The sequence below is a fragment of the Algibacter miyuki genome (assembly GCF_030409805.1).
GTDB classification, from domain to species: Bacteria; Bacteroidota; Bacteroidia; order Flavobacteriales; family Flavobacteriaceae; genus Algibacter; species Algibacter miyuki.
Genome location: NZ_JAUFQP010000010.1, coordinates 303,361 through 325,235, shown reverse-complemented (window position 1 = coordinate 325,235; position 21,875 = coordinate 303,361). Strand labels below are relative to the sequence as shown.

At 33.6% G+C, this 21,875-nt stretch carries 29 protein-coding genes; 9 read left to right on the top strand and 20 right to left on the bottom strand.

The window, feature by feature from the left end:
• Genes QWY92_RS09410 through QWY92_RS09400 form a run of 3 tightly spaced genes read right to left on the bottom strand, consistent with a single transcriptional unit; the run spans position 1 to position 2,569 of the window.
• The gene (locus QWY92_RS09410; protein WP_290270640.1) at positions 1-945 is read right to left on the bottom strand and encodes a DUF6712 family protein; all 945 of its coding nucleotides are present in this window, start codon (positions 943-945) and stop codon (positions 1-3) included.
• A gap of 5 nt (positions 946-950) precedes the next feature.
• On the bottom strand, positions 951-2,321 hold the full coding sequence (locus QWY92_RS09405) for a hypothetical protein (RefSeq protein WP_290270638.1): 1,371 nt from the start codon (positions 2,319-2,321) through the stop codon (positions 951-953).
• Positions 2,318-2,569, bottom strand: a complete 252-nt coding sequence (locus QWY92_RS09400) for a hypothetical protein (RefSeq protein WP_290270636.1) — start codon at positions 2,567-2,569, stop codon at positions 2,318-2,320. The genes QWY92_RS09405 and QWY92_RS09400 overlap by 4 nt, the downstream gene beginning before the upstream one ends.
• A 481-nt stretch (positions 2,570-3,050) precedes the next feature.
• Here QWY92_RS09400 and QWY92_RS09395 point away from each other — a divergent pair, with 481 nt between their 5' ends.
• From QWY92_RS09395 to QWY92_RS09375, 5 genes are all read left to right on the top strand, one after another.
• Entirely contained in the window at positions 3,051-3,518 is a 468-nt protein-coding gene (locus tag QWY92_RS09395) for a hypothetical protein (protein WP_290270633.1), read from the top strand.
• A gap of 65 nt (positions 3,519-3,583) precedes the next feature.
• On the top strand, positions 3,584-3,814 hold the full coding sequence (locus tag QWY92_RS09390) for a hypothetical protein (protein ID WP_290270632.1): 231 nt from the start codon (positions 3,584-3,586) through the stop codon (positions 3,812-3,814).
• A 16-nt stretch (positions 3,815-3,830) separates the two neighbouring features.
• Positions 3,831-4,268 carry a JAB domain-containing protein gene (locus QWY92_RS09385; protein WP_290270629.1) on the top strand — a complete coding sequence of 146 codons (438 nt, stop codon included), beginning with the start codon at positions 3,831-3,833 and terminating at the stop codon, positions 4,266-4,268.
• 1 nt (position 4,269) lies between these two features.
• Positions 4,270-4,614 (top strand): ArdC-like ssDNA-binding domain-containing protein, encoded by a 345-nt coding sequence (locus tag QWY92_RS09380; RefSeq protein ID WP_290270627.1) that lies wholly within the window; start codon positions 4,270-4,272, stop codon positions 4,612-4,614.
• An 11-nt stretch (positions 4,615-4,625) separates the two neighbouring features.
• Entirely contained in the window at positions 4,626-5,276 is a 651-nt protein-coding gene (locus tag QWY92_RS09375) for an N-6 DNA methylase (protein ID WP_290270625.1), read from the top strand.
• Positions 5,277-5,574: 298 nt separating this feature from the next.
• Here QWY92_RS09375 and QWY92_RS09370 read toward each other — a convergent pair whose 3' ends face one another.
• The 17 genes from QWY92_RS09370 to QWY92_RS09290 all read right to left on the bottom strand — a co-directional run bounded on the left by QWY92_RS09370 (position 5,575) and on the right by QWY92_RS09290 (position 19,668).
• The gene (locus QWY92_RS09370; protein WP_290270623.1) at positions 5,575-5,847 is read right to left on the bottom strand and encodes a hypothetical protein; all 273 of its coding nucleotides are present in this window, start codon (positions 5,845-5,847) and stop codon (positions 5,575-5,577) included.
• A gap of 35 nt (positions 5,848-5,882) precedes the next feature.
• Complete coding sequence (locus tag QWY92_RS09365; protein ID WP_290270620.1) at positions 5,883-7,565, bottom strand: hypothetical protein; 1,683 nt, start codon at positions 7,563-7,565, stop codon at positions 5,883-5,885.
• On the bottom strand, positions 7,534-8,175 hold the full coding sequence (locus QWY92_RS09360; protein WP_290270618.1) for a hypothetical protein: 642 nt from the start codon (positions 8,173-8,175) through the stop codon (positions 7,534-7,536). Before QWY92_RS09360 ends, QWY92_RS09365 begins: the two co-directional genes overlap by 32 nt.
• Position 8,176: 1 nt before the next feature.
• Positions 8,177-8,461 (bottom strand): hypothetical protein, encoded by a 285-nt coding sequence (locus QWY92_RS09355; RefSeq protein ID WP_290270616.1) that lies wholly within the window; start codon positions 8,459-8,461, stop codon positions 8,177-8,179.
• A gap of 3 nt (positions 8,462-8,464) precedes the next feature.
• Entirely contained in the window at positions 8,465-8,797 is a 333-nt protein-coding gene (locus tag QWY92_RS09350) for a hypothetical protein (RefSeq protein WP_290270614.1), read from the bottom strand.
• On the bottom strand, positions 8,794-8,982 hold the full coding sequence (locus QWY92_RS09345; RefSeq protein ID WP_290270612.1) for a hypothetical protein: 189 nt from the start codon (positions 8,980-8,982) through the stop codon (positions 8,794-8,796). The genes QWY92_RS09350 and QWY92_RS09345 overlap by 4 nt, the downstream gene beginning before the upstream one ends.
• Before the next feature lie 7 nt (positions 8,983-8,989).
• The gene (locus QWY92_RS09340; RefSeq protein ID WP_290270609.1) at positions 8,990-9,580 is read right to left on the bottom strand and encodes a hypothetical protein; all 591 of its coding nucleotides are present in this window, start codon (positions 9,578-9,580) and stop codon (positions 8,990-8,992) included.
• Positions 9,573-10,724 carry a hypothetical protein gene (locus QWY92_RS09335; protein WP_290270608.1) on the bottom strand — a complete coding sequence of 384 codons (1,152 nt, stop codon included), beginning with the start codon at positions 10,722-10,724 and terminating at the stop codon, positions 9,573-9,575. The genes QWY92_RS09340 and QWY92_RS09335 overlap by 8 nt, the downstream gene beginning before the upstream one ends.
• A gap of 198 nt (positions 10,725-10,922) precedes the next feature.
• Positions 10,923-11,747, bottom strand: a complete 825-nt coding sequence (locus tag QWY92_RS09330; RefSeq protein ID WP_290270605.1) for a hypothetical protein — start codon at positions 11,745-11,747, stop codon at positions 10,923-10,925.
• A gap of 6 nt (positions 11,748-11,753) precedes the next feature.
• A complete protein-coding gene (locus tag QWY92_RS09325; RefSeq protein WP_290270602.1) occupies positions 11,754-13,883 on the bottom strand; it encodes a hypothetical protein in 2,130 nt (709 codons plus the stop codon).
• 36 nt (positions 13,884-13,919) lie between these two features.
• Positions 13,920-14,789 (bottom strand): S49 family peptidase, encoded by an 870-nt coding sequence (locus tag QWY92_RS09320; protein ID WP_290270599.1) that lies wholly within the window; start codon positions 14,787-14,789, stop codon positions 13,920-13,922.
• A 61-nt stretch (positions 14,790-14,850) separates the two neighbouring features.
• Positions 14,851-15,516, bottom strand: coding sequence for a hypothetical protein (locus QWY92_RS09315; protein WP_290270598.1), 666 nt, complete (start codon positions 15,514-15,516; stop codon positions 14,851-14,853).
• Between the two features lies 1 nt (position 15,517).
• On the bottom strand, positions 15,518-16,072 hold the full coding sequence (locus tag QWY92_RS09310) for a hypothetical protein (protein WP_290270595.1): 555 nt from the start codon (positions 16,070-16,072) through the stop codon (positions 15,518-15,520).
• A gap of 5 nt (positions 16,073-16,077) precedes the next feature.
• Complete coding sequence (locus tag QWY92_RS09305) at positions 16,078-16,617, bottom strand: phage holin family protein (protein WP_290270593.1); 540 nt, start codon at positions 16,615-16,617, stop codon at positions 16,078-16,080.
• 10 nt (positions 16,618-16,627) lie between these two features.
• Positions 16,628-18,535 (bottom strand): hypothetical protein, encoded by a 1,908-nt coding sequence (locus QWY92_RS09300; RefSeq protein WP_290270590.1) that lies wholly within the window; start codon positions 18,533-18,535, stop codon positions 16,628-16,630.
• Positions 18,536-18,537: 2 nt separating this feature from the next.
• Complete coding sequence (locus QWY92_RS09295; protein ID WP_290270588.1) at positions 18,538-19,053, bottom strand: hypothetical protein; 516 nt, start codon at positions 19,051-19,053, stop codon at positions 18,538-18,540.
• Between the two features lie 54 nt (positions 19,054-19,107).
• Complete coding sequence (locus QWY92_RS09290; RefSeq protein WP_290270586.1) at positions 19,108-19,668, bottom strand: hypothetical protein; 561 nt, start codon at positions 19,666-19,668, stop codon at positions 19,108-19,110.
• A 318-nt stretch (positions 19,669-19,986) separates the two neighbouring features.
• Here QWY92_RS09290 and QWY92_RS09285 point away from each other — a divergent pair, with 318 nt between their 5' ends.
• From QWY92_RS09285 to QWY92_RS09270, 4 genes are all read left to right on the top strand, one after another.
• Positions 19,987-20,250, top strand: a complete 264-nt coding sequence (locus QWY92_RS09285; protein ID WP_290270583.1) for a hypothetical protein — start codon at positions 19,987-19,989, stop codon at positions 20,248-20,250.
• A gap of 9 nt (positions 20,251-20,259) precedes the next feature.
• Entirely contained in the window at positions 20,260-20,826 is a 567-nt protein-coding gene (locus tag QWY92_RS09280) for a hypothetical protein (protein WP_290270581.1), read from the top strand.
• A 183-nt stretch (positions 20,827-21,009) separates the two neighbouring features.
• Entirely contained in the window at positions 21,010-21,297 is a 288-nt protein-coding gene (locus QWY92_RS09275) for a hypothetical protein (protein WP_290270579.1), read from the top strand.
• Positions 21,298-21,380: 83 nt separating this feature from the next.
• Positions 21,381-21,770 carry a BRCT domain-containing protein gene (locus QWY92_RS09270; protein ID WP_290270577.1) on the top strand — a complete coding sequence of 130 codons (390 nt, stop codon included), beginning with the start codon at positions 21,381-21,383 and terminating at the stop codon, positions 21,768-21,770.
• Positions 21,771-21,875 lie beyond the last annotated feature (105 nt).

The following is a 21,875-nucleotide window of genomic DNA, read 5'->3' as shown; positions in this document are numbered from 1 at the left end:
TTATGTATTTAAAAATTTATCGTTTTTGTTGGATTGAAACATCATAGGAGCTACAGGTTCGACATCTGCTGTGTTCATATCTGTAATTATTTGCTCAATTTCTGCAAAGGTCTCTTTTGCATCTATTTCAAAATAAGCGGCTACCGAATAGGCTTCGTTATTTTCTGCAGGTTTAGAGGCGTTGGTTGTTAATCTATCACTTTTATATGCTTGCAGTGCTCCCTCTGGAAACAACTGCACGGAAAATCTACGCATAGCCCATGCTAATGCATAATAGGCCGTAGCTTCTTTTATTTTATCGACCAATTCTTCGTTGGACGTTGGATCTGCTTTTAATTCGGCAAACAATTCTTTGCCTATAATGGCCTTAATATCTTTGTTTTCACATCTGCGTTGTCCTGGAGCCAATTTCATTAATAGAAGTCTGGAATTTCCTATTGGGAATATTTCATCAAAGTCGTTGGCTGTGCTTATGAATAAATTGTGAGTGATCTTGTATTGATCGGTTTCTTTCCATGCCGCAATGTTTTCGTCTAGATATTTAATAAGGTCGTCTAGGGCTTCGTAGTAGCTTCGTTCTAGTGCTGCATCGTCTTTATCAATCATCCATTGGAAGGGTGACTTCTGATTTGTTTCTAGCCTATTTAACCGCCCTTGCGATGTGTGGCTTAAATCGTTATGTGGTGCATATTTTCGATACCCTTGAATGGCAATAGGATTTCTAACCGCGAATATTAAATCGTGGTTTTTTTCCGTATCGGTATCCAATTTTTTATACTCTACCACCGCGAGATCATAAGTATCTTTTCCAATTAAATTAATAACATCGTTGGTGGCAGTTTTAATTTTTCCTTTCATATTAGCAAAAGGAATATCCATATCTAAAAAGCCGAGTAGCCCTTTTAGTTCTTGATTGGCGATACTATCTGTAAAAAGTAATTCCATGGTTATTATAGTTTTGCTTCTGGTCGTTCGCTAGGTGTTACGTCTTGTAATTTTTTAGGTGAAATATGATAGAAGCCCATTTTTAGATTCTTATTTGGGAAATTGATTTTTAACGCCATGTTTATGCATTTCATTACAATCATTTCCGGTATATCATTTTGAGTGAGTAAGTAATTTTGAAGAGCGTAATGTTGTTCGCCTCCAGAGTTTACTTTAGTATCTGTTCCACCACCACTAATAGCAGAGTGCAAACCAATAGATGAACTTATTTTTTTTGATGAATGATTGGATATTATTTCCTGGGCTTTGATATAATCTAAAACGTTTTGCTCAATTTTTTTAATAGTCCAACCGTGTTCTATTAAGTTTGTTCCATCTACTTCAAAGCCTTTTTTAGTGTGCCAAAATTTACCGGTGTTTTCTTCTGATGACAATACTTTTGAAACACTTTTTAATAGTTCGTTTTCATAATCAATAAGCATTTGGTATTTAAATTGAACCCCACGATCTGTACAGTTTTGTTTTAATTGTTTTTCTTTTAAATCCCAAAATGCCTGAGGACTTTCAATATGATATGATGGATTAATCCCATTTTTTGAAAGAGCTTTTAATATAATTGGTGAAGCATTAGAGCGTCTAATCCATTCTAGTGCACCATAGATATCTGGCACAGTATAATAGTCCTGGCAAAAACTATACATATTACTGTAATGCACTGCAGGATGATGTTTAAAGGGGGTCTTAAAATCGAAAAGCGGATATACAGACAAATCCAAAAGATCACTCATGCTTTCAAAAGAGAAATCTGTAATTAAGGCGTGTGTAGCTTTAGATGTTCTGTTTTCTCGTCGTGATACTTTTCTAGTTCTATCTAACTGCGAGTGCTCCAGCTTTGCTATTTTGGCTGTTCTACCCGTTCTTGTGTAACCTTTATTTAGAAAAAACTTAGTAAAGAACCCTTCTAAATGTTGATAGTCTACCGAACACTTCATTAAATACTCCTCGTGATCCCATTTATCCAACCATGCCTGAATATCGGGGTCTTCTGTCCATGTTCTAACCAATTCATTATCGACAATCTCCTCCTTATACAGCTTAGGACCTTTCCCCCACAATAGATTTGTTTTACGCTTTAATTCTCCAGGAGCATCGGAGTTGTTTTGTATAACTCTTTGTATCTCTTTTGGTAGGTTGTTATTATCACCGTATGGATGTATACGCCAATCACCAACGTGGTAATCTTTGTTTACCCAGTCTAATGTTTCCTTATTAACTCTATGTTCGGAGAAGTCTCTAGGGTTCTCTGCAGCTTTATATGTATAGCACATACTTTCATTATGCACTATTGCTTCTTTGCCGTACCGTTCTATATTCATGGTTGTACTTTTTGTCCGTTAAACATCATTAATAAGGGATAGTAAAAGAATCTATTCTTGTCTTCTTGTTGGTCATCATAATCAACATATGCAATCAATACATCTGCTTTATTGCTTTGGTCACCTCGTAGGCCTTGTCTTAGTATGCCTTTAGTTACAACACGATAACCTTTCGATAGGCCATTGGTTGTATTGCATGAAACAAATCCAAAAGAAAAAGGAATGTTTAAAGAGGATAGTTCGCGCATCCGTTGGAGTGCTGCTCTCTGGCTTATTGGTTGTTTGTTATTCATAGGTATTTATTATAGTACAATAATATACATACAAGTATTATTATTTAAGACATGAAGAGATAAGATGTAACCCCCTAAAACAGTGGGTTACGGCGTTATTGGTTGCGTTTTTTTGGAATCATATATCTAAAAAGCGCACCCTTGCACAGACAAAGACGAAACTTAGCGTGTCGGGGTTAAGAGTTCTACAAAAAATCTTCCGATTTTTTATAAACTGTTACTTTTTTGATTTTTAGCGTTTTAAGGTTTTTTGGTTTTTTTTGAGGTGGTTTTTTGAGGTGTTTTTCAACCTGTTTTGTCTTATTTAGAATGGTTCTTTATTGTGTTTTTAGGCTTGATTTTTTGTGTTTTACGCTGTCTTTTCGGGGTAAAAAGTCGTTTTTTTGTTTACTTTTTTGTATCTTTAAGTATTGTTAATCAGTAAATTATATAAATCATGAGTACAGTTAAAACCATTGCGAAAGCAACAGCGAAAAAAGAAAATGTGCAAACTCCAAAAAACGGAGCAACTCCAAAAAGTAGCACGAAACCCGAAAAACTTGACATGTTCCAGGACATGAAAAAGGGATCTAATTCCGAAGCAGTAAAAGACGAGTTAAAAGAGCAAACAAAACTTTTGATTGCAAACTTCAAACCAACAGCAGAGGACAGAATTAAAAACGCTGAAAAGTTTAAAATCTTAACGGAAAAATACAGCCATTTAAAAGTTAAAAAAGAAGAATTGGAAAAGTTTAAAATTTCGAGCGATGGAACAAAAGAGCGTATTTATTTTGAAAATTCCGAAGGCTTTAAATTAGAGGTTTCAAACTCAAATATTATTGAAGAAATGATAAACCTTGCAGAGTTGACCCTAAACAACATTTTAATTAACACACAAAGCGAAGTACAAAACTTTGTAATCTAAAACATTTATTAATTAAAAAACCGCTAAGCGTTCGAGGTTTAGCGGTTTACTCAAAATCTAAAGTTATGACACTTACAGCGATTAAGAAGAACAAAAATAATAGTTTTTTACCTAGCGAACAAGTAAAAACGATACTACAAGAAAAGGGCATGTTAAAGGTTTTTAATTATAGCGATTACGAATATTTTAAAAGCCAAGTAAAAAAAGAATTTAATAAAAGTTACGCCATTGCAGAACTTTTTATTTCTGAAAATTTAGGAGTTAACGAAAGCGACTTAAACGAATACATTTTTTAAGATGCTTAGCAAGTTAATGAGAATTAAAGAAATTGATATTTCGTATAGTTACGGAATAGCAAAAGCCGAACGGGAAACGGTAACAAGTAGCAGAGACGCACATCAGATTTTTTTATCTATGATTGAAAAAAGCATAGAGTATAAAGAAAGTTTTTTGTTAATGGTAGTAAACAACAGCAACGAAATTTTAGGAGTTAAAAAAGTTTTTGAAGGTGGTTTAAACGCTTGCGCCGTAGATATACGATTAATTTTTCAAACCATTTTAAAAGCTCATGGCGTGGGGTTTATTGTTTGTCACAACCACCCAAGCGGAAAAATGCAACCAAGCCAAGCCGATAAAGATTTAACTAATAAAATTCAACAAGGAGCGCAAACCCTAGATTTAAAACTTTTGGACCATCTTATTATCTCAAAAGACAGTTATTTAAGTTTTGCAGACGAAAATATATTATAACATGAAAAACCTATATACACAAATTTTCGGATGCAAGGACAGAACCGAAAAAAAAGAACTTTTAAAAGCACTAAGCCAAAAAGCTAAAGCAGTGCAACAACTAGAAGACGAGCCACGAAATATAAATAGTATTTTAATTGAAATGTACACTAACGAAATACACCAAGAATTTAAAACTTTTAAAGGTTGGATTAAAGAAAACAAGCGAGTTAAAAAAGGTGAAAAAGGTTTTTTTGTTTGGAGCAAAAAATTAAAAGGCACCGAAAAAAAAGAAGGCGCAGAGGAGGACAAAGATTTTAAATTTTTTGGTATAGCCTATATTTTTTCTAATGCACAAGTCGAATAAAAAACAAACCCATGTTAAAAAATAAAGATGTACCAAGCGAGTTAAAAAATTTTAACTCGCTTTTTTTTAGCTTTCAATATAAATACGATTTATATAATTTATATGATGATTTATTAACGCTCATTATTTGCTGTTTAGCACGGCAAACGGAAGAACGTTTATATTTTGAAACCATTAAAAAATACGAAAAAAAGGAACTCACAACCTTTGCGCATTTAATGGGTGAATTATTTATAATTTATAATAATTCAAAAACTTTCGGGGAATGGTGCGACCCGCTCGGGGAGTATTACGAATGTTTAGCGAGCAACAGCAAAAAAAGCGCCTTTGGTCAATTTTTTACACCAAAGGCAGTTTGTGACATGATGGCAAATTTTGTAACTCCAAAAGATTGGGGAAAACAAATAAACGAGCCGTGTAGCGGTAGTGGTCGTATGATTTTAGCAAGTAACCAAATAACAAAAGGGAATTATTTTATAGCACAAGATTTAGACCCAATTTGCTGTAAAATGACGGCTATTAATATGGCAATGCACGAAATTAGAGGAGAGGTGCACAATATGGACACTTTAAGGATGGCAAATTTGCGGATGTCTTACAGTATCAATTTTGATTTTTATAAGCACAAAACGCCTCTAATCCTGCTTAAACGCCCTGATTAGGGGCGTTTTTTTATGCTTTTTTACGCGAAAAATCCCGAAAAACAGTACAGTGGTGCTGTTTTTCGGGATTTTTGGGAAGTTTTCGCAAACTTCTATAGGGTTAAGTCTTTTTTAATTTTTCATTGTTTGAGACCAGCCCATCCTTTTGGCTTTTTAAGTAAGTAGCAAATCTATCTTTAAAATAGGATCTTGTTTCCTTTTTGGTTTGTTAAAAATGATCATTCCATGAAGATTCTATTCTCTTAATATATTTATGTATAGGCTCTGGTAATTCTATTCTATTTCCAATACCCATAACTCACTTTTTTAACTCAGAAAAATTCTTAGCTTCAGTAATCTCAATAAGAGCTGCAGAAAAACACTCTGGAGCACCAGGGTTTTTGTAAATGGATAACGTATCCTTAATTAATTTTAAAGCTTCAAACTCATTAATGCTGTTCGCTACCATAACTTTAGATAGAATATCTATAAATATTTTTACCGTATCGTTATACTTTAACCCTAATTTTTGTTTAAGTTTTTTCTGTTCGGTTTTTAAAACCGATAGATTTTTAAAGGTTGTTTGTGCCATATTTCAAAGATATATAATTTATTCAAATAATTAATTTACCCTGTAGTAGGAGCACCTAAACGTAAAAGCCCTCGCTGTCTTGTTTCTTTAACCCATTTTGGACGAAAGAAAAAATACTTTCCGGCATCACTCATATTGGTACTAAACATAGGTAATTGATGTGTAGGTAATTTTTCGGAAGATTTATCCTTCTGTATCATGGTAGATCCAGTACGTCTGTGTTTACTCATTTTGGTTTTAGCCAATCCTAAACTAGATCTGTACTCAGTACAACCAAATTTATCAATCATAATTCTTGGTAAATTGTTGTTATAACCTCCAAAAAAATGCTTCATTAAATTAAACTCTTCCTCCTGGAAGATGGTAGCCTGATTTTTATTCATCAAATTAACCTTCCATCCTTTTTCTTCTATAAATCCCGCCAATTCTGTAGCATAATCTTTTTTCACTGCAGCGTTTTGGTTTCCGGAACGATCATAATACATATTGAGTACCTTTTTTTTATGATGCTTAAAGAAATCTGTAAACTGCAAAGCCAATTCCTTAGTGTGTTCTGGTGCCAGTGTAAATAAGTTTTTCAATATGTACACATAATTCCCTTGCTCTTGACCCAACAACATGGAGCACATATTACCAAAATCTACCCCCGCATCTATAGGCTCATTATGTTTTATGTATTTTAAAGCTAAAGACGAAGCTTCAACGGCATCACCAATTTTATATTTATCGTAATAACCAGGAAGAATACCATCATCATAAAAATGATGGTCTCCTAAAGTGCTGTAGAATTTTTCACCTTTTTTAATGGTTGGCTTAAAGGTTAATACAGCCGATTTAAATTCCTCGGGACCTAACAGTTCTAATTGATCTTGAAAGTAACCAGGAGACAAAATCCCAACATTGGTTAAAGCTGAAGCTTGGTAAAACAACGTAGAGTTTTTGCGTACGCGTAAATGGCGTTCCGTCCAGCGAATGAGTTGTTTTTCTAGTCGTTTTATAGCATTAAGGTCTTTATCCCTTATGGCATTATAAATTTGCAACCGTATGTTGTTTAATTTAATACCAACATTTAAACTATCCTTTATTTGCTGTACGTCCATGTTTTTTTCATGGTTCAATACCCAATCAAAATCACCTTCGGCAATATTAGGCATATCGGTTGCTGCGGTTATCCCTCTATAAAAAACGGAATTGGATATTATAGGAAACCCACGCAATGCAGGCATTATCTTCCGAATTGGCAAATCGTTTATATTTCTAGACTCGTCTATAAATCCATGTTGGTAAGAGTTACCCGCTAAAGACTGCGGCACATCTGCAGACCCTATTTTGTAAAAATTACCAAAACGAGTGGAAATAGTATGCTTGTAAGATAATGGTTGTTTGTAAGGTTGTAAAAAATGGGCAGGAGGAGGCGCATCTGTAACATAGTCTACACCTTCTTTGTAGCCTTTACGCCGCCAACCTTCCAATAGTGAAGGAATAATGTTATCTAAAGCATTAACATAGGTATCACACAAAAAGAAAAAATAAGCGCTAGGCATTTCTTTATTAATTAGCATAGAGCGTTCTGCTATGTAATTGGTGGTTTTACCTGCGCCACGACCAACAATTAATATTTGATTCTTAGCAGCAACCAAAGCACACATAACACCTAACCAGGTATCGTAAACAATTTTAACGTTGTTATCTTTCTTTACGCGGGTTCGTTTTGTCATCTGGGAAGATCTCTAAAGTTAATAAACCGGCTTCTTTTTTCACTTGTGCTTTTTCTTTATTGGTAAGCTCTGGGTAGTTCTCAATCTGTTTTATTAGTAAATCGTTGTTAATAGGTTCTAAGCCTGCTTCAATCATATCCGTGGTGTAAAGTGTCCACGTTTCTTTTAACCATTCCTCTGGAATAAAAGCAACTTCATCCTTATCGGCTTGACGGATTTTATGTGCTTTCTCTATCATATCCGCCACTATTTTGGCATCCTTAGCATCTTGCACAAATGGCATGGTAATAGCAACTAAACGATCTATTTTATCGGCATCGATATTTCTTTGGGCTTGTTTGGATAGTCTAGCCGATGAGTAGTAATACTCCAACGCATCATAATAAACCTTTTCGGCCATGTGCCTGGTTAGTCCTTCAATTTTTATTAAATGCTTTAAAACAGATTCTTTGGTGCCATAGTCTATGGCTCTTAAATCTAAAACCCGCACAATTTCCATGAGCTCAAAATAAACAGCAATAGCTTCTGGAGTATTATCCGGATCGCCGTTATCCACAAAGTCGTAGATGTCGTTTATGGTGACGCCTTTTATGAGGGTGTTTTTATTCATTTTAAGATTTGGCTTTGTGGTAGTATTCGGCGAAGTCGAATAATTCTTGACGTGTTAATGTTAAACATACGTCGTCAGTTCTTGATGTACTAGGCATAGCAGCCCAATTATTAAATATTTCCTGATCAAAATCTGATACATTGTAAGATTCTAATTCTACAGCTTCGGGAAAGTCTGCGTTTTCTTTTACATCACTTTCATATTGGCGCTCGCTTCTTTTTTTGTTTTTTTTAATCAAACTTAAAAACATGGCAATGGCTAAAAATATTAGTAGAGTTGTTTTCATTATTTAACTTTCATTTAAAATTCTTTGTTTATGATTTTCGAATGCACGTTTAGCAGCCGATTTATTACTTTCCTGGTATGCTGTTATATTTCCGCCTTTAGCGTTTTCTAACATTTTATTGTCTTTTTCAAACGAAGCCACCAAACACCCTTTGTTGTAATGGTGTCTTACCGAACTTGCAGGATTGTGAAATTCTTGTAAAAACAATTGTTTATCCACATCTAAATACAAAGCAATATCGCTAGGCGCATAATTTGTAGCCGCTAGATTCTCTATGGTTTCAAACTCCTCCTGAGATAGTTTTAACGAATTGAATATGGATAGTTCTTGGTTCATGCTTTCTCTTTTTCATCAAAAAAACACAACACCAATAGAATGACAAAGATTAAACTGAGGATCAAAATTTTGGGAGTTGCTTGCATTTCGGTAGATATTAAATCTTGTTTTTTTTCAAAAAACACCCCCAATATAAACATCACTATAAAGCTTAAAATAATTCCTGTTTTTTTGTATTTTTTCATAATAAATTTAATTTGTGTTCCTCAATTTGCTTTCTGTAAACAATGTTTTTCTAAACTCGTAAACACCTTTACTATTGGCAAAAATATATTGCTCATATTGGGCATTACTTGCCCAATTTCCTGAGCCTTCAATAATATAATAATGGTCCTTTGTTTTACAAATGGCCACTTTAGCATGCACCCAACTATAAATAACATTAAAGTTTGCTCTGCTAGATATTAGCGCGTTTAAATAATCGATAGTAGCCGGATTTCGTTTTATTAATGAATCCGAAATCATTAAGGTTACACGCTCAATAATACCTTCATCATGCAACTGTATTAAAGCATCTATTACCTTTCGGGAAATAGAGTAGGTGGAGGCGTGCAGTTCTGTAATAACTTCTTTTTCGCCTATTAAAGGGATAAATGTAAACGCATTGAAAGAGGTGTCCGATTGTAAAAAGAAAAACTCTTCAGAACTCGGTAAGCGTTGCAGCTCTTTATTTAAACTCTTAATTTTTTGGTAATGGCACACCAAATATTTAGAAATTATATGTTCTGAAGTTTGTTTTTCTTCCGCCTCCTTTCTCTGGGCTATATCAAAAAATTTATTCACTAAAATTGAACTTCGTTTTTATCATGTTTAATTCAACTTCCCATCCTACAACTTTTTGCAAATACTTGTCTTTTTCTGCGTCGTCTTTTGCTTTTTCGGCGTTCTTATTATCTCGGCGTATGTAATTGTTAAGATTAGAAATGCGTTTTGTGCCAGCTTCTACGGTTAAAGCTTCAATAGATTCTTTAAGTTTTCGCTCAATAAATATTGGGTGTGCGCCTAAAATTTCGCCAGTTGCTTTGTAATGGTTTAATTCTTTCCAAATAGCATGGTTAACCTCAAAGTTTTCGACTGCTTTTAAAGCCATTTCCGACACTTCCTCGTCTGTCATGTTAATTGGTGAGGCATCTTGATTAATATCTTTAATATGCACTAATAAATGGGCGTGTGCATTAACCCAAGCATCATAGTAATTGAATTTCTTTCCAACTAATATGTAAAACTCCTCTGGGCAATTATCTTCATTTAAAAAAGGAAACTCGTCACGTAGTTTTATTTGTGTTTTTACATCGTCTGGAGCTGTAGTGAAAACGTCTTCTTTTTTTGTGTCTGCCTTTGGAACAAAAGCAAAAGACTGAGCTTCTTCTGTTAATTTTTTGTCTTCAGAATTTAAAGCTTTGTTTAATTCTTCCTGAGCAGTCATAAAATCCAAAGCAAGATTATAAATAGACTTTTCAACAAAAACCTGAATAGCAGCTAATAAATCATCTTTTTTAGTAGCCTCAGTTTCCACGTTGTTTTCTTGTAGCCAAGCTTTCATTTGATGGTTTCCTGGTAAGCCTTTTTCAAAAGTTGGAATTTTTGGGTATTCTACTTTTTCTTGATATAGAAAGGCTCTAACTTTATTAAAATCTAAAGTAGCTGTGTTTTCTAATTCTGCTAACGTTAATTCAATTTTAGGGTCTAAAACAATCACTTTTTTAGAAGGTGCGCGTCTAATATCGGCATCGGTAATACCTACCAATTTTTTTAAATCGTAATTTAGATTTTCTAAAGTAGCAGGCGTATAGCCGGCTTGATTAAAAAAACGTTCCTGACCTAAATTTTTACCTGGGCATTTTCTAAACAACTGCAGTGCATCGTTAAATTGCTTAGTTTTAGAAGCTGGTAGGTTTTTAAAATGTTGTATTACTAAGTTTTTCATAATATAATGGTTTGTACATTAAAGCTTTAATCGTAAAGAAAAAGCGTTTTTAGCGGCTTTTTAAGACATGAAGTATTTGCACAAACAAATATACATATAAGTTTTAGAATTAATACTTATGGGTATTATTTTGCACATGCAAAAAAAAAGCTGCTTTCATTACAAAAGCAGCTTTTTTACTATTAATTAAACAAATATTTACGATCGGGAACGTTCTAACAAATACGTTGTTGCGCCACCGGCTATTACTTCGAGGTTGATTACAGCTTTATCCAATGCCACCCATTGGGTATCATTTAATAAAATAACGTTTACTACACCTTGCACACCAGGATCTAATACTGCAGGGTCTGCACCACCGCCACCAATTAAAGAAACTATGGTACCGTTTTCTAAATCTGTAGAAAGTACAGAAATAGTATCTGTAGCTGCTAAAACAGGTAATTGTTGCACAGCTCCATTAGCTATGGTTAAGTCTAAATCTACTGTAGCAGCTTCAAAATTAGAGGATAGTGTAATTTCGCCATAATAAAAACCGGCTACATGCACATCTTTTACAGATTGCTCATACATTAAAGTGTTTTTTCTGCCTTCATTATCATTAGCGGCAGATCCTTTTAACTTCATTGGATTGCAAACAGAACCTAAAACACGTCCTGCAGCAGATCCACAACCTTCGCCAAAAATAATAATAACAGGAACTCCAATGTTATTTTGAACGAATTCATTAATAGCTAAATCGTCTGCAGGATGAATGGCTTCTAATTTTTTTATAAAACCTTCCATATCCTCTTCTCCTTCAATTTCTTGAGTGAATTTCTGAGTAGATGGAGTTGCATACAATGTTTCCATTTTTGCTCCAGGAGCTAAAACATAGTTTCCAACCATTTTTACGCCGTTGCTATCTCTAGTAGGTTCTGAAATTACATCGTCCGTATATATAACGGTAAGTTTTCCGTTTCTTGGTTTAGCAGTACCAGAGCCTCCTTGAGGCTTTGGTACTGATTTTCTAAATACTGTCATAATATATTAAACTGTTATATCTCTGTTAAACTCTGTCCAAACACCATCTAATAGAACGAATTCTATAGAATCGGTTGCTAATTTCAATACGGCTGCACTGGCTACTTTAATGTTTCCAATTGTATTAATCGTCACATCTTGAGAAGCGGCTGCATTACCGTACACTTTTACTTTCTGTCCTTGTACTCCATTAAGTATTTCTGTAATAGTTAAGGCCGCTGTTCCTGTGTAAGTAAACTCACTACCATCTGCAGCATCTAAAGTGGCTGTATCATAAGACACAACAGATTCTTCTGCAGTTGAAGCAGGTTCTGCTGTTCTTGCTAATTCTTTTAAAGTACCATCGGCCAAAACAATTAACGATAAAGTTCCTCCATTCGATAAATCGAAATCTGAAGCTAAATCTAAATCGGAATTATCTTTTACATATTTACTTGATGCTAAAGCGGTATCGCCTTGTATTTTTAAAATAACACCTTCGGCTAAACCTGATATTTTTGTAATATCTGTAGCCCAGTTTTCATCTACTTTTAACTGATTAAACGTTGCTGTAATTTCGCCCGATTTATCATCGTAAATAGGAGCAAAGAAATCTGCATTAAATAATGGTACATCGTTAGACCAAACAGACTGCACTTTAAATTCAGCAGGATCTCCGTCTTTTACTTTATTACCAATATGTTTCATTCTAATGCCTAATTTGTAATCGTTTACAATGAAAATATTACGTTTTCCATCGAAACCAAAACGATACCAATTCTTTTCTTTCGGTCTGTTTTCTAAAATATCTAAATTTTCCGTTTCTGTGATATACATAAAATCGGTTCCTTCAAAATCTAAAACTTCTTGAAATTTGATATTTGGATAATCTCTAGGAAATGTTGGTTTCCCTTTATAATCATTTTGAGTACCATGCAAATTCTCTATTCTATTCTTATAGCTAGTTAAATGAGATGGAGATAAACCAAGCTCTAAACCATTAGCTGTTCTAACCTCGTAAGGTAAAGAAGTAATTAAATTATGAATGTAATCTGCGATATTAGCAGATGTTGGCGTGCCTAATTTAAAGGCTCTATAAATTTTACGAACATCACGAGCTCTCCAAAGTTGAACTAATAAACCATCTTGTCTATTTAAATAACTTCCTGCTTTTGTTGCATCGTCTGGCGTTTCTACGTAAACCCCTTTAATAGATGCAATTCTATCTTCTAAACGAGCTTTTTTATCTAATTCGGTTAATAAGAAACGCACAAAAGTCATTTTATCATACTGTGAACCCTCCATGTTAAACGATGCTAACCAAGAAGCTTCAATTTGTGATAATAAATGCCCAGCGTATTCAATATCAATAGAAATTGGAAAAATTTTACCTTCTTCCGCTTGAATAGATTGTTTGTTTTTTGGTAACCATGGTAATTTTCTACCTTGAGTAATCTCTGCAGTAGTAATAGAACCTGTTGTAATTTTATCTACAACATTAAATGTTTTCCCCCATGCAGATGGTAAACCAAAATTGTCACGGTGTAGCGATTTTATAAATTTAGGATCTTCTCTAAAATATAATTCAGCATCACCATTTAACTTTTGAATATTTGCTCCATCGGATGCTGTCCAATCTGTAGCACCTACAGATTGTCCTGCAGCTAACTTATTCCAGTTTCTCCCATCGAAAGCATCAAAGTCCTTTCCGGACGCAAATAAATGCGTTGCACTATGTTTAATCATTTCTTTTGCTTGTGTGTTTAAAATTCGCTCTAAAGGGGTGTCGCTTTCTGCTTCGGCCAATAACGCTTTAATAGTTTCATCACGTTCTTTCATTTTTGCTTTTAAAGCCACTAATTGAGCGTCCACATTAGGCGTTTCTTCCGTAGCATCAGGATTCTTTTCTTTTGCTTTGTTTGCGGCTGCTTCCTCTGGAGTTTCCATGGCGGCCAACATTTGTTTAATTTCATTGCTAATACCTTCTACTTTAGAATTCTCGGCAATGTCTTTATTAAAAGCTTCAATAGCTTGTAATAAGACTTCCTCTGAAAGTTCTGCTTTCAGTTTCTCGGTTTGCTCCTCCGAAAAACTGACTTTTCCGTCAGCAATCGGGAGCTCTTTTAAATTTAGAAAGACCATCAATGAGGTGGCCATCTGTAACGTTTTTTTTAACATTGTTTTTAAGGTTTATTAATTATTAATTGAACTCAATACGGTAGCCATACGTATGGCTTTTTGCATCCCACCGATGCTATGAATCATATTTCTTTTTAAAGCCTCGTCGGCGAAATATGTTTTTCCTTTTAGCGTGCCATCCTCTTCTATAAGATTTGGTAATTTCGCTCGTACTCGAGCTTGAAATATTTTTGCTAATGGGGAAAGGAACTCGGCTCTTATTAATTTGTAATCGCCTTTTCTAGCTTCTGTAAAAGCTGCGTTTTTATGTGAAGATTCTTCTGGATATATTTCGTGAAAAACAACGCCTTCCTCTTCCATGGCTTTTCTGTTATCTGCAAAACTTAATACAACACCTACAGAACCAAAACGAGCAGATACATTGTTTGCAGCCATAATATGATCGCAAACTTCTATAGCTGTCCAATAATGAAGGGATAGGGCAGAGTCACAAAAACCAACAATAGGTTTTGTTTTTACATCTCTAGCAAATTCTTGAAATAACCCAATAGCAGATACAGCACCTCCTGGTCCATCTATATCAAAAACGGTAGCGGCAACGTTTGGGTTTTGGTCGGCAATGGTTAAAGCGTTTACAATTTCGTCTGCACCATAAATACAATAATCTCCAGTTTTTACAACTTCGCCATGCATTTTTACAATAGCAATAGATCCTGAAGTAACAATGGTTTGCCCTTCGGAATTTTTTCTAAGAGGATTTCCTTTTGAATCCACAAAAGACAAAATTGATTTTGGCTCTGAATTGAATTGAAACGGCGTTCCCGAAAATATTTTGTTTATAACAGGATAATACGCTGCAATGTTATGTACATCGAGCAACCATTCTCCTTTTCTTATTTCTGATAATAAACTACTACCTTTCATACTCATTTATTTATGGCTAAAATAAATTGAGCAGGTACTTTTTTTTAAGACATGTTATTTACTAAAACTGTATAAGATTGTAATTTATGGACGGACCAACAAAGAAGCCTTTATGATAAAACCCTAATCCAAAGGACACACCAACGCCAAAACGTTTTTGTTTTCCGGTAAAATTATAAGAGTCGAATGATGGAATAGTAATCGATGCATTGGAGCTCGTTATTTCTGTTCTAAATTCGTGGGTTAAAAACCCTGTGTTTTTTTCTCCAGTAAAAGGGGTAATGGTTGCTTTTGCCAAGGTGTTTACTATAATTCCGTGTTGATTAACCACACCCGAAAAGGTATAGAGATCGTTTTTTTTGTAAAACGCCCTGGAGAAATTAAAATCTACTTTTTCATCAAAAGGAATATCTACAGAATCGGCTTTAAACTCCACTTCAATTTTTAAAGCTGAGTATAAATCTTTCCAGTTTTCGGCTGCAGCTTCAAATTGTGCGCTTTCTGTTTTTGCTTCGTTAAAAGCTACCGAAGTTTTTTCGGAAGCGAGTTTATAGGCTTGCTTTTGGGCAACCTCCAAACCTAGTTTGTTTTTGTAATATTCTATGGTATCGGCTTTTACTTCTGCTTCGGAAATAATAGATTTTTTTAAGTCTGCAGTTTGTTTGCACTGATTTAAAAATAAAACAGCGAATACGATAATGGCGGTAATTTGTATAAAGTTTTTCATGCTACATAGATTTAGTTAAAATAAACTCAAAGGTTTCGGCATAAGAAGCAATAGTAAATCGTTTGTCCTTTCCATTAATAACATAGCGGGCATATAGATAAGATTTACGATCATTATTGATGTAATAATCTAAGCGTTTACCAGTGTAAACACCGTGTTTCATATTGTAAAGCATGGTACAAAACGCATTTCGTGGCACTAAGGCTAAATCGGGGTTTTTGGTAAATGGTATTCCTGTGCGCTCCTCGTCTTTTCTATAGTTTTCTTCCCAAGTGGTTTGCACATAACCGCGTCCATACCATGGGTAATACCGTAAATTATTTTTTCTCCATGCTTCAGATAAATGAAAAGCTTCGCGTACCGGCTCGAATGTAAATGCTGTTTCGTGGAAAACAGTTGCGAACACATAGGCCCATTGTGGTATGGTAAAATAATCCTTTTCGCTTTCAAACATGTCCAGGAACAAATCCAAGGCATCCACTTCTTGTTGAGATATTTTTTTGTTTTTATCTAAACGGTCTCTATATAATTGGAAGAATGTTTTTCTGTTTAGCATAACGTTTACATGTTTTTGATTTCTTTCTTAGCGGTTTTGTAGGTGTTGAATATTTTTGAAACTATTTTTAAAACATCGAAACCCATGGCTTTGAAGTTTTCAAATATGATGGAAAATAATTCCACCATACACCAAAAAGCAATAACCCCAATAGTTAGTGTTAATTCTTTTTCTGAAAAATCTAAGGTGAATGTTTTAATGAGAAAAAGCTCTTCAATTTTATAAGCAAGCCAAATTGTAGAACCATATAAAAGCATTTTAACTCCCGATAACTTTAATTTTTCGGAGGATATTAATTGCTTTTTTTCTAAAGTAGGATCTGCTTTCTCAGCTTTTTTTTTGTTGCTCCAACTGGCGCCAATACCTGTTATAAAATCAAATATCATTAACGCTATAAGTAAATGAATAGCAGATTTTAAATTCACTACTAAAGCAACCGCACCTATAGGTATTAAAAAGAATCCTTTGTTGGTGTACAAGGAGAAGAAAACTATTTTACTTTTTTTTATGCCTAAAAATAAGGCTGTTATTAGTGGTGTTTGCATAGGGTTGGGGTTATATTCCTAAAGATTTTAATTTTTTTGATACTAAATCAGCACATAACTGCTTTCCAACGGCAGACATATGTACACCATCCGAACGTAAAGTGGATTGAACTACATCTCCCTCCCACATATACACATCCATCAATTGACAGATATTCAAGTACATTATTGAAGTGGAACCTGATGTGGGATCTATTGGATTATCTACTATGGCATTAGGAGTGAATGATGTATTGTTTTCTATTAATTTTACAGTCATTAAAGTGTCGGAATCAACACTCACAATCTCGTAAACATCATATTCGTATAAGGTTCCAATAGTTATTTTATTTGCATAACTCGGCCATTTAGTTGTGTCGTTTGAGTTTTGTGTGTTTAAGAATGTTGTGCCTGCAATCTGGTTAGGGCTTCCAATATGAGCAGAACCAACTTCTATTTGCACATTTGAATTAAGCGCAGGCTGAACGAATGAGGAAGTTAATTTAATCCCACCAAAGTCATAACTTTCAATCATGGCTTTTCGTTGATTAAAGAATCTGTCTTGATAAATACTTGATAGTCGTCTTTCAGTTTCTAAAATAGCATCGTACTTAGAACCAGTACCTGTATCACTTTTAAACTCTCCTGTATAACCACCATTTTGGGTTGTTAAAACTAAAAAATTAGACGTGCCCAAGTATTGAACCATCGTGTTAATATCGTTAATTATGTAACCCGATTCTAACAAATTATTTCTCCCAACACAAATTATTTGAGTTTTTGTTTTATCAACATAACTTAAAAACTTATCTCTTATATAGTAAGATTTCTGTCCACCGTAACCGTTTATAGATGTATTCCTGTCAGGTATTAAAGAAACGTAATTTTGAGCCATTAAAGAATCGCCAAATCCTTGAATATCGTTTAGTGTTGAATCAGCAGTTTCACTAGAAGAGGATTTCCCTACAACGGGCATATCTATAGCTTTTAATTCTTTTTGAAAACCATAAGCCTCAAAATACTCATCCATTTGATTGTATGATATTAAATCCGCAGAACCAACTTCTCCTAAATCAACAATTAAGACATTTTCAAAATCTATATCTGCAACTTGACCATCTGTGAAGTTAGCAAATTGACAAAGCAAAGTCTTTGAAGTGTTATTAGGGAGTGTTTCATCTAAAGTTAATAAGCTTTTAATATAACCTGTTTCGCCTTCTAAAACACTACTCATTTCTTCGGCTAGACCTATTGTTACGCTCGTAGTAGTTTTAGCTTGTATTGTAGGCATAAAATTACCATCTATACCAGGGTCAAAAGTATTTACAGATACTTGAAACACTACATAATATTGATGGTTTGCTAACCAATAATTATCCATGTTAAAAAAAAAATACTTCCACCCCGTACCCGAATCGACAAACATATTTACAACGTCACCGACTACAGATTTTGTTAAACCACCACCACTTGCTATATAGTTATTTGTAGACTGTGTTGCTTCATTTGTGTATAGTGATACTAAATTAAAATCCTTTCTTATTTGCGTAATAGTTTGTTCGCCATTAAAATACTTAGTACTACCTTCTAGTTCGTCACCATCGGCAGCCTTAGAAATAAACTCTTCAATTAAATAATAACCTTCAGCTTGAGAACTATCAAAAATATACTGTCCATTAGCTCCTGGTTCTGCAGAAATAACAAAAGGCGTATTATCCTCGGGTAATGGACTTGTAGCCATTGCAATTGCTAAAGAATCATACCTTTCTCCTGTGCCTTTGGATAGTGCGACAATAGCATTGTGATTCTCTTGTATAGCCGCAGTTTTTTTATTTATCTCCTCTGCAGTTTCAAAATATTTAACATCTACACTTTGTACTTTGGCTATTTTATCGGGATGATCTTCTTTGCTTGATATATTTAATGGAAATACGGACATATTTATATTGTTATTAAATTATTAGGTTGTATGGTTGGAATTAAAAAATCTACAAAACTGGAGACATCATTAATTTCTAATAAACCAATAGGGAAGATGGACACCGTTTTAAAAGTTATGGTTGTTTTTACTTCATCGGAAGCGTAGGTAACTTCTAATGGTTTGTTTTGGAAATAATCATTTCGCCCCATAACAATAGATTGTCCGTTGGATAATTCTATTCTAACAAATTTGGTCGATTTAATTTTTTCTATTCTATCGGTTCGCAGGCTATCAGTATTAGCAAAAGTGACTTTTAATTGTTGCTCGTAACTTGATCCTGCAGAGGCTGTTTTTTCCTTATCGGAAAAAGACACTGTTTTTAAACCAATATGCAAAGGTTTCCAAGTGTATTGGTTGCCTTTAGAATTGTAGAAATTTTGATTTTCTGCTCCAGATAAAGCCGTCAAAAAACCGTTGAAGTCTAAATAGACTTTACATATAAACGGAGCTCCTACAACTTTACTAAGAATAGACATGTTCTTTTTTTTGTAAAGATGACAGAAAGCGTGTCAATTTTTAAGACATGAAAATTATTTGGAAAAGTTTAAGGATCTGTTACTTGTTTTACTCTGAAAACGGTATAAGGGGTTACGTTCCTTAACTTCTCTATTGTATAATTTGCGCATGGAATCTACTCTAAAGCCGTGCTCTTCCAGATCGTATTCCTCCATAAAATCCAAAATCACTTTTTCTACTTTTAAATTGGGCGCGTATTTTATGGCGGTGTAAACAGTGGTTACAAAACTATAACGAAAGAGATCTTCGAAAATATCGTTTATATCCGATGCCACATGCTCTGGAACTTTTAAAAAGGAATTGGTACCGTTAACGGTTTGGTAAATTTCTGCAGTAGATTTATCGGAAACTTTGTTGGCCACCGAAAAATAAATATAGAATTTTTGTGGCTTTACCGGATGCTCGCATTTCTCCAGTGCTATACGTATCATTTTTCCCAAAGATGAGTTGATCACTATTTTACAGGCTTTTACTCTGCTTTTTAAATAGTGCGCATCGGTATCTGCCTTAAATTCTTTGTAAAAGAATGGTATTAAATGCGGACGAACTTTAATAGGAACAATACTTTTAGACACCTGGGATTAATATTTCAAAATTTAACGTAAAATGGATAACCTAATCTTTTTAGATATTTAGGACTATCAAATATATAAAAAAAAACACTTATAAGTATTAGATTGAATACTTATAGGTTTTAAAATAAGTCAGTATTTAAGTTGAAAGTAAATACGTTAAAATTAATTCTATTTTTTAATTTGTGATGTTCTATATTTGAAGAGGCACATATATTACTATCACTCAATTTACCGAACATCAGGTGTTTATTAATTGATTTTTCTCCGATTAGATTTTATTATAAAACTATCGTTTATAGGTTATAATTAAAGATAACCGTGATAAAAAAGGATGTGATTGTAGTTATAGAGGTGTTGGCAAACATAAAAAACGAAATAGAAAACTTGACAGAAAAATCTGATATATTTAGTCAAAAATTAGAAAAACTGAAAGAGGAACATCCAAATTTTAGTAACGAAATAGAAAAATCTGACGGCATCATTTATCAAAATGGAATTCCTAAATTAGACATACACAATGAACTTTTAGGAAAAGAAATACATTCTAAAATATTGAAAATATTTAACAACATCTATAATTAAAAAGGAAATATGAAAAAAATATTATTGTTATACATATTCTTATCGAGTAATCTTTTTTTTGGACAAGAATTTACGGTAACCCCAGAAGGATTGAAAAACAAAGAAAACATAGAAAAAAATTACATTGTTTTAGATGTTAAAGATAAAAAAGCAAGCGAGTTATATCAAAAAAGTAGACAGTTCGTAAACGTAAAATACAAAAATCCTGAAAAAGTAATTAAAGGGAAAATCGAAAATGAATATTTACGATTTGAAACATTTTCCCAAGATTTATTGGTTCATACAACTAAAAGGGGAAGTAAAACCTTTATTAACGCAACTTATTACACTGAGTTAAGATTTAAAGAAGGTAAAGTTAAATTTGAAATTACTTCTATAGATATGAAAAGTACAGCTTACAGTACGAAATTATATTTTTCAGGAGGTGGAAACGGGAAAACCTTTAGAATTTATAATGAAAAAAATGGAAAGTTATTTAGAGAACAAATTAAAATAGCACTTGAAAACTATTTTAACAATCACGTTTCAGATTATTTGGATTTTTTAAATAAAAAGAAAAAAGAAGAAGATTGGTAGAATAACGATTTGCCAACACCATATATAATTTATTGCTGGCTTTTTGCTTACTTGCGAAAAGCCTCGCGGACTTTCTATCTGTGATTTATTTGCTAACTTTAGTGTTTAAACCACGCAACGAAATCATACACTAGACCGTTGGCGTCAATTAAAATCACATATTAAATTTCAAAAACATAGATTATGAAACTATTTAAAATACCAGCGATTATCATACTTATCATGATTTTAAGTTGCTCCTCTGAAACATTTACTTCTAAAAAAGGAGAACAAATAGAAGTAAGCACTTTAATCGGCAGAAACATCTTTACGATTCAAAACAGTTTTACAACAGTTGGATTTGAAACTTTATCAGGAACAGATGGAGAGATTTGGGTTACTTATTCAAAAGAAATGGATGTTACTTTAGTTTCAAAAAAATCAAAAAATAATATAATCATTGCTGAAAAAGGAAGACACCCTCGTAATTAGTCTCACATCATAACAATGAATGACATTCAAAGACTTTAAGTCTATCCCTACTCTAGCAATAAAATAATTTCAGAACAATAATTATGAATTTATCGGAAAAATTATCTAGAATACTTCGTTCAAAAACTGACTTGGATGACGAGCAACTTGAACAAATGACAGAAAGAGAAGGTTGGGCTATTGTTTATTCTCTTCGCTCACAAGAAGCTAAAAAAAAGAAAGTTGAAGTCTGCTTTACTGGATTTTCTCCGGCTGACAAAAAAGAATTAATTCAAATTGCTAATGACAACGATATTCATATTGCTAAAAGTGTAACTAAGGGATTAATGTTTCTTTGTTGTGGTGGAAACGCTGGACCTTCAAAAATGGAAAAAGCAGAAAGACAAGGAGTTAAGTTGATTGATAAAGAGACATTTTTCAACATAATCGAAACAGGAGAAATACCTACCGCTAACACTGTATATAGCAAATAGGGCGTTCGGTGAAAATTGAAAGTTCTTTGAATATTAACAAAGTCCGCTAAATATAAAATTTGGCATTTAAGAGAAAAATAAAAGTAAAATATTTTTATTTAGCTA

Excerpts from the sequence above, each read along its gene's own strand:
- QWY92_RS09410 (WP_290270640.1), bottom strand. The coding sequence starts at position 945 with ATGGAATTACTTTTTACAGATAGTATCGCCAATCAAGAACTAAAAGGG.
- QWY92_RS09405 (WP_290270638.1), bottom strand. The coding sequence starts at position 2,321 with ATGAATATAGAACGGTACGGCAAAGAAGCAATAGTGCATAATGAAAGT.
- QWY92_RS09400 (WP_290270636.1), bottom strand. The coding sequence starts at position 2,569 with ATGCGCGAACTATCCTCTTTAAACATTCCTTTTTCTTTTGGATTTGTT.
- QWY92_RS09395 (WP_290270633.1), top strand. The coding sequence starts at position 3,051 with ATGAGTACAGTTAAAACCATTGCGAAAGCAACAGCGAAAAAAGAAAAT.
- QWY92_RS09390 (WP_290270632.1), top strand. The coding sequence starts at position 3,584 with ATGACACTTACAGCGATTAAGAAGAACAAAAATAATAGTTTTTTACCT.
- QWY92_RS09385 (WP_290270629.1), top strand. The coding sequence starts at position 3,831 with ATGAGAATTAAAGAAATTGATATTTCGTATAGTTACGGAATAGCAAAA.
- QWY92_RS09380 (WP_290270627.1), top strand. The coding sequence starts at position 4,270 with ATGAAAAACCTATATACACAAATTTTCGGATGCAAGGACAGAACCGAA.
- QWY92_RS09375 (WP_290270625.1), top strand. The coding sequence starts at position 4,626 with ATGTTAAAAAATAAAGATGTACCAAGCGAGTTAAAAAATTTTAACTCG.
- QWY92_RS09370 (WP_290270623.1), bottom strand. The coding sequence starts at position 5,847 with ATGGCACAAACAACCTTTAAAAATCTATCGGTTTTAAAAACCGAACAG.
- QWY92_RS09365 (WP_290270620.1), bottom strand. The coding sequence starts at position 7,565 with ATGACAAAACGAACCCGCGTAAAGAAAGATAACAACGTTAAAATTGTT.
- QWY92_RS09360 (WP_290270618.1), bottom strand. The coding sequence starts at position 8,175 with ATGAATAAAAACACCCTCATAAAAGGCGTCACCATAAACGACATCTAC.
- QWY92_RS09355 (WP_290270616.1), bottom strand. The coding sequence starts at position 8,461 with ATGAAAACAACTCTACTAATATTTTTAGCCATTGCCATGTTTTTAAGT.
- QWY92_RS09350 (WP_290270614.1), bottom strand. The coding sequence starts at position 8,797 with ATGAACCAAGAACTATCCATATTCAATTCGTTAAAACTATCTCAGGAG.
- QWY92_RS09345 (WP_290270612.1), bottom strand. The coding sequence starts at position 8,982 with ATGAAAAAATACAAAAAAACAGGAATTATTTTAAGCTTTATAGTGATG.
- QWY92_RS09335 (WP_290270608.1), bottom strand. The coding sequence starts at position 10,724 with ATGAAAAACTTAGTAATACAACATTTTAAAAACCTACCAGCTTCTAAA.
- QWY92_RS09330 (WP_290270605.1), bottom strand. The coding sequence starts at position 11,747 with ATGACAGTATTTAGAAAATCAGTACCAAAGCCTCAAGGAGGCTCTGGT.
- QWY92_RS09325 (WP_290270602.1), bottom strand. The coding sequence starts at position 13,883 with ATGGCCACCTCATTGATGGTCTTTCTAAATTTAAAAGAGCTCCCGATT.
- QWY92_RS09320 (WP_290270599.1), bottom strand. The coding sequence starts at position 14,789 with ATGAAAGGTAGTAGTTTATTATCAGAAATAAGAAAAGGAGAATGGTTG.
- QWY92_RS09315 (WP_290270598.1), bottom strand. The coding sequence starts at position 15,516 with ATGAAAAACTTTATACAAATTACCGCCATTATCGTATTCGCTGTTTTA.
- QWY92_RS09310 (WP_290270595.1), bottom strand. The coding sequence starts at position 16,072 with ATGCTAAACAGAAAAACATTCTTCCAATTATATAGAGACCGTTTAGAT.
- QWY92_RS09305 (WP_290270593.1), bottom strand. The coding sequence starts at position 16,617 with ATGCAAACACCACTAATAACAGCCTTATTTTTAGGCATAAAAAAAAGT.
- QWY92_RS09300 (WP_290270590.1), bottom strand. The coding sequence starts at position 18,535 with ATGTCCGTATTTCCATTAAATATATCAAGCAAAGAAGATCATCCCGAT.
- QWY92_RS09295 (WP_290270588.1), bottom strand. The coding sequence starts at position 19,053 with ATGTCTATTCTTAGTAAAGTTGTAGGAGCTCCGTTTATATGTAAAGTC.
- QWY92_RS09280 (WP_290270581.1), top strand. The coding sequence starts at position 20,260 with ATGAAAAAAATATTATTGTTATACATATTCTTATCGAGTAATCTTTTT.
- QWY92_RS09275 (WP_290270579.1), top strand. The coding sequence starts at position 21,010 with ATGAAACTATTTAAAATACCAGCGATTATCATACTTATCATGATTTTA.
- QWY92_RS09270 (WP_290270577.1), top strand. The coding sequence starts at position 21,381 with ATGAATTTATCGGAAAAATTATCTAGAATACTTCGTTCAAAAACTGAC.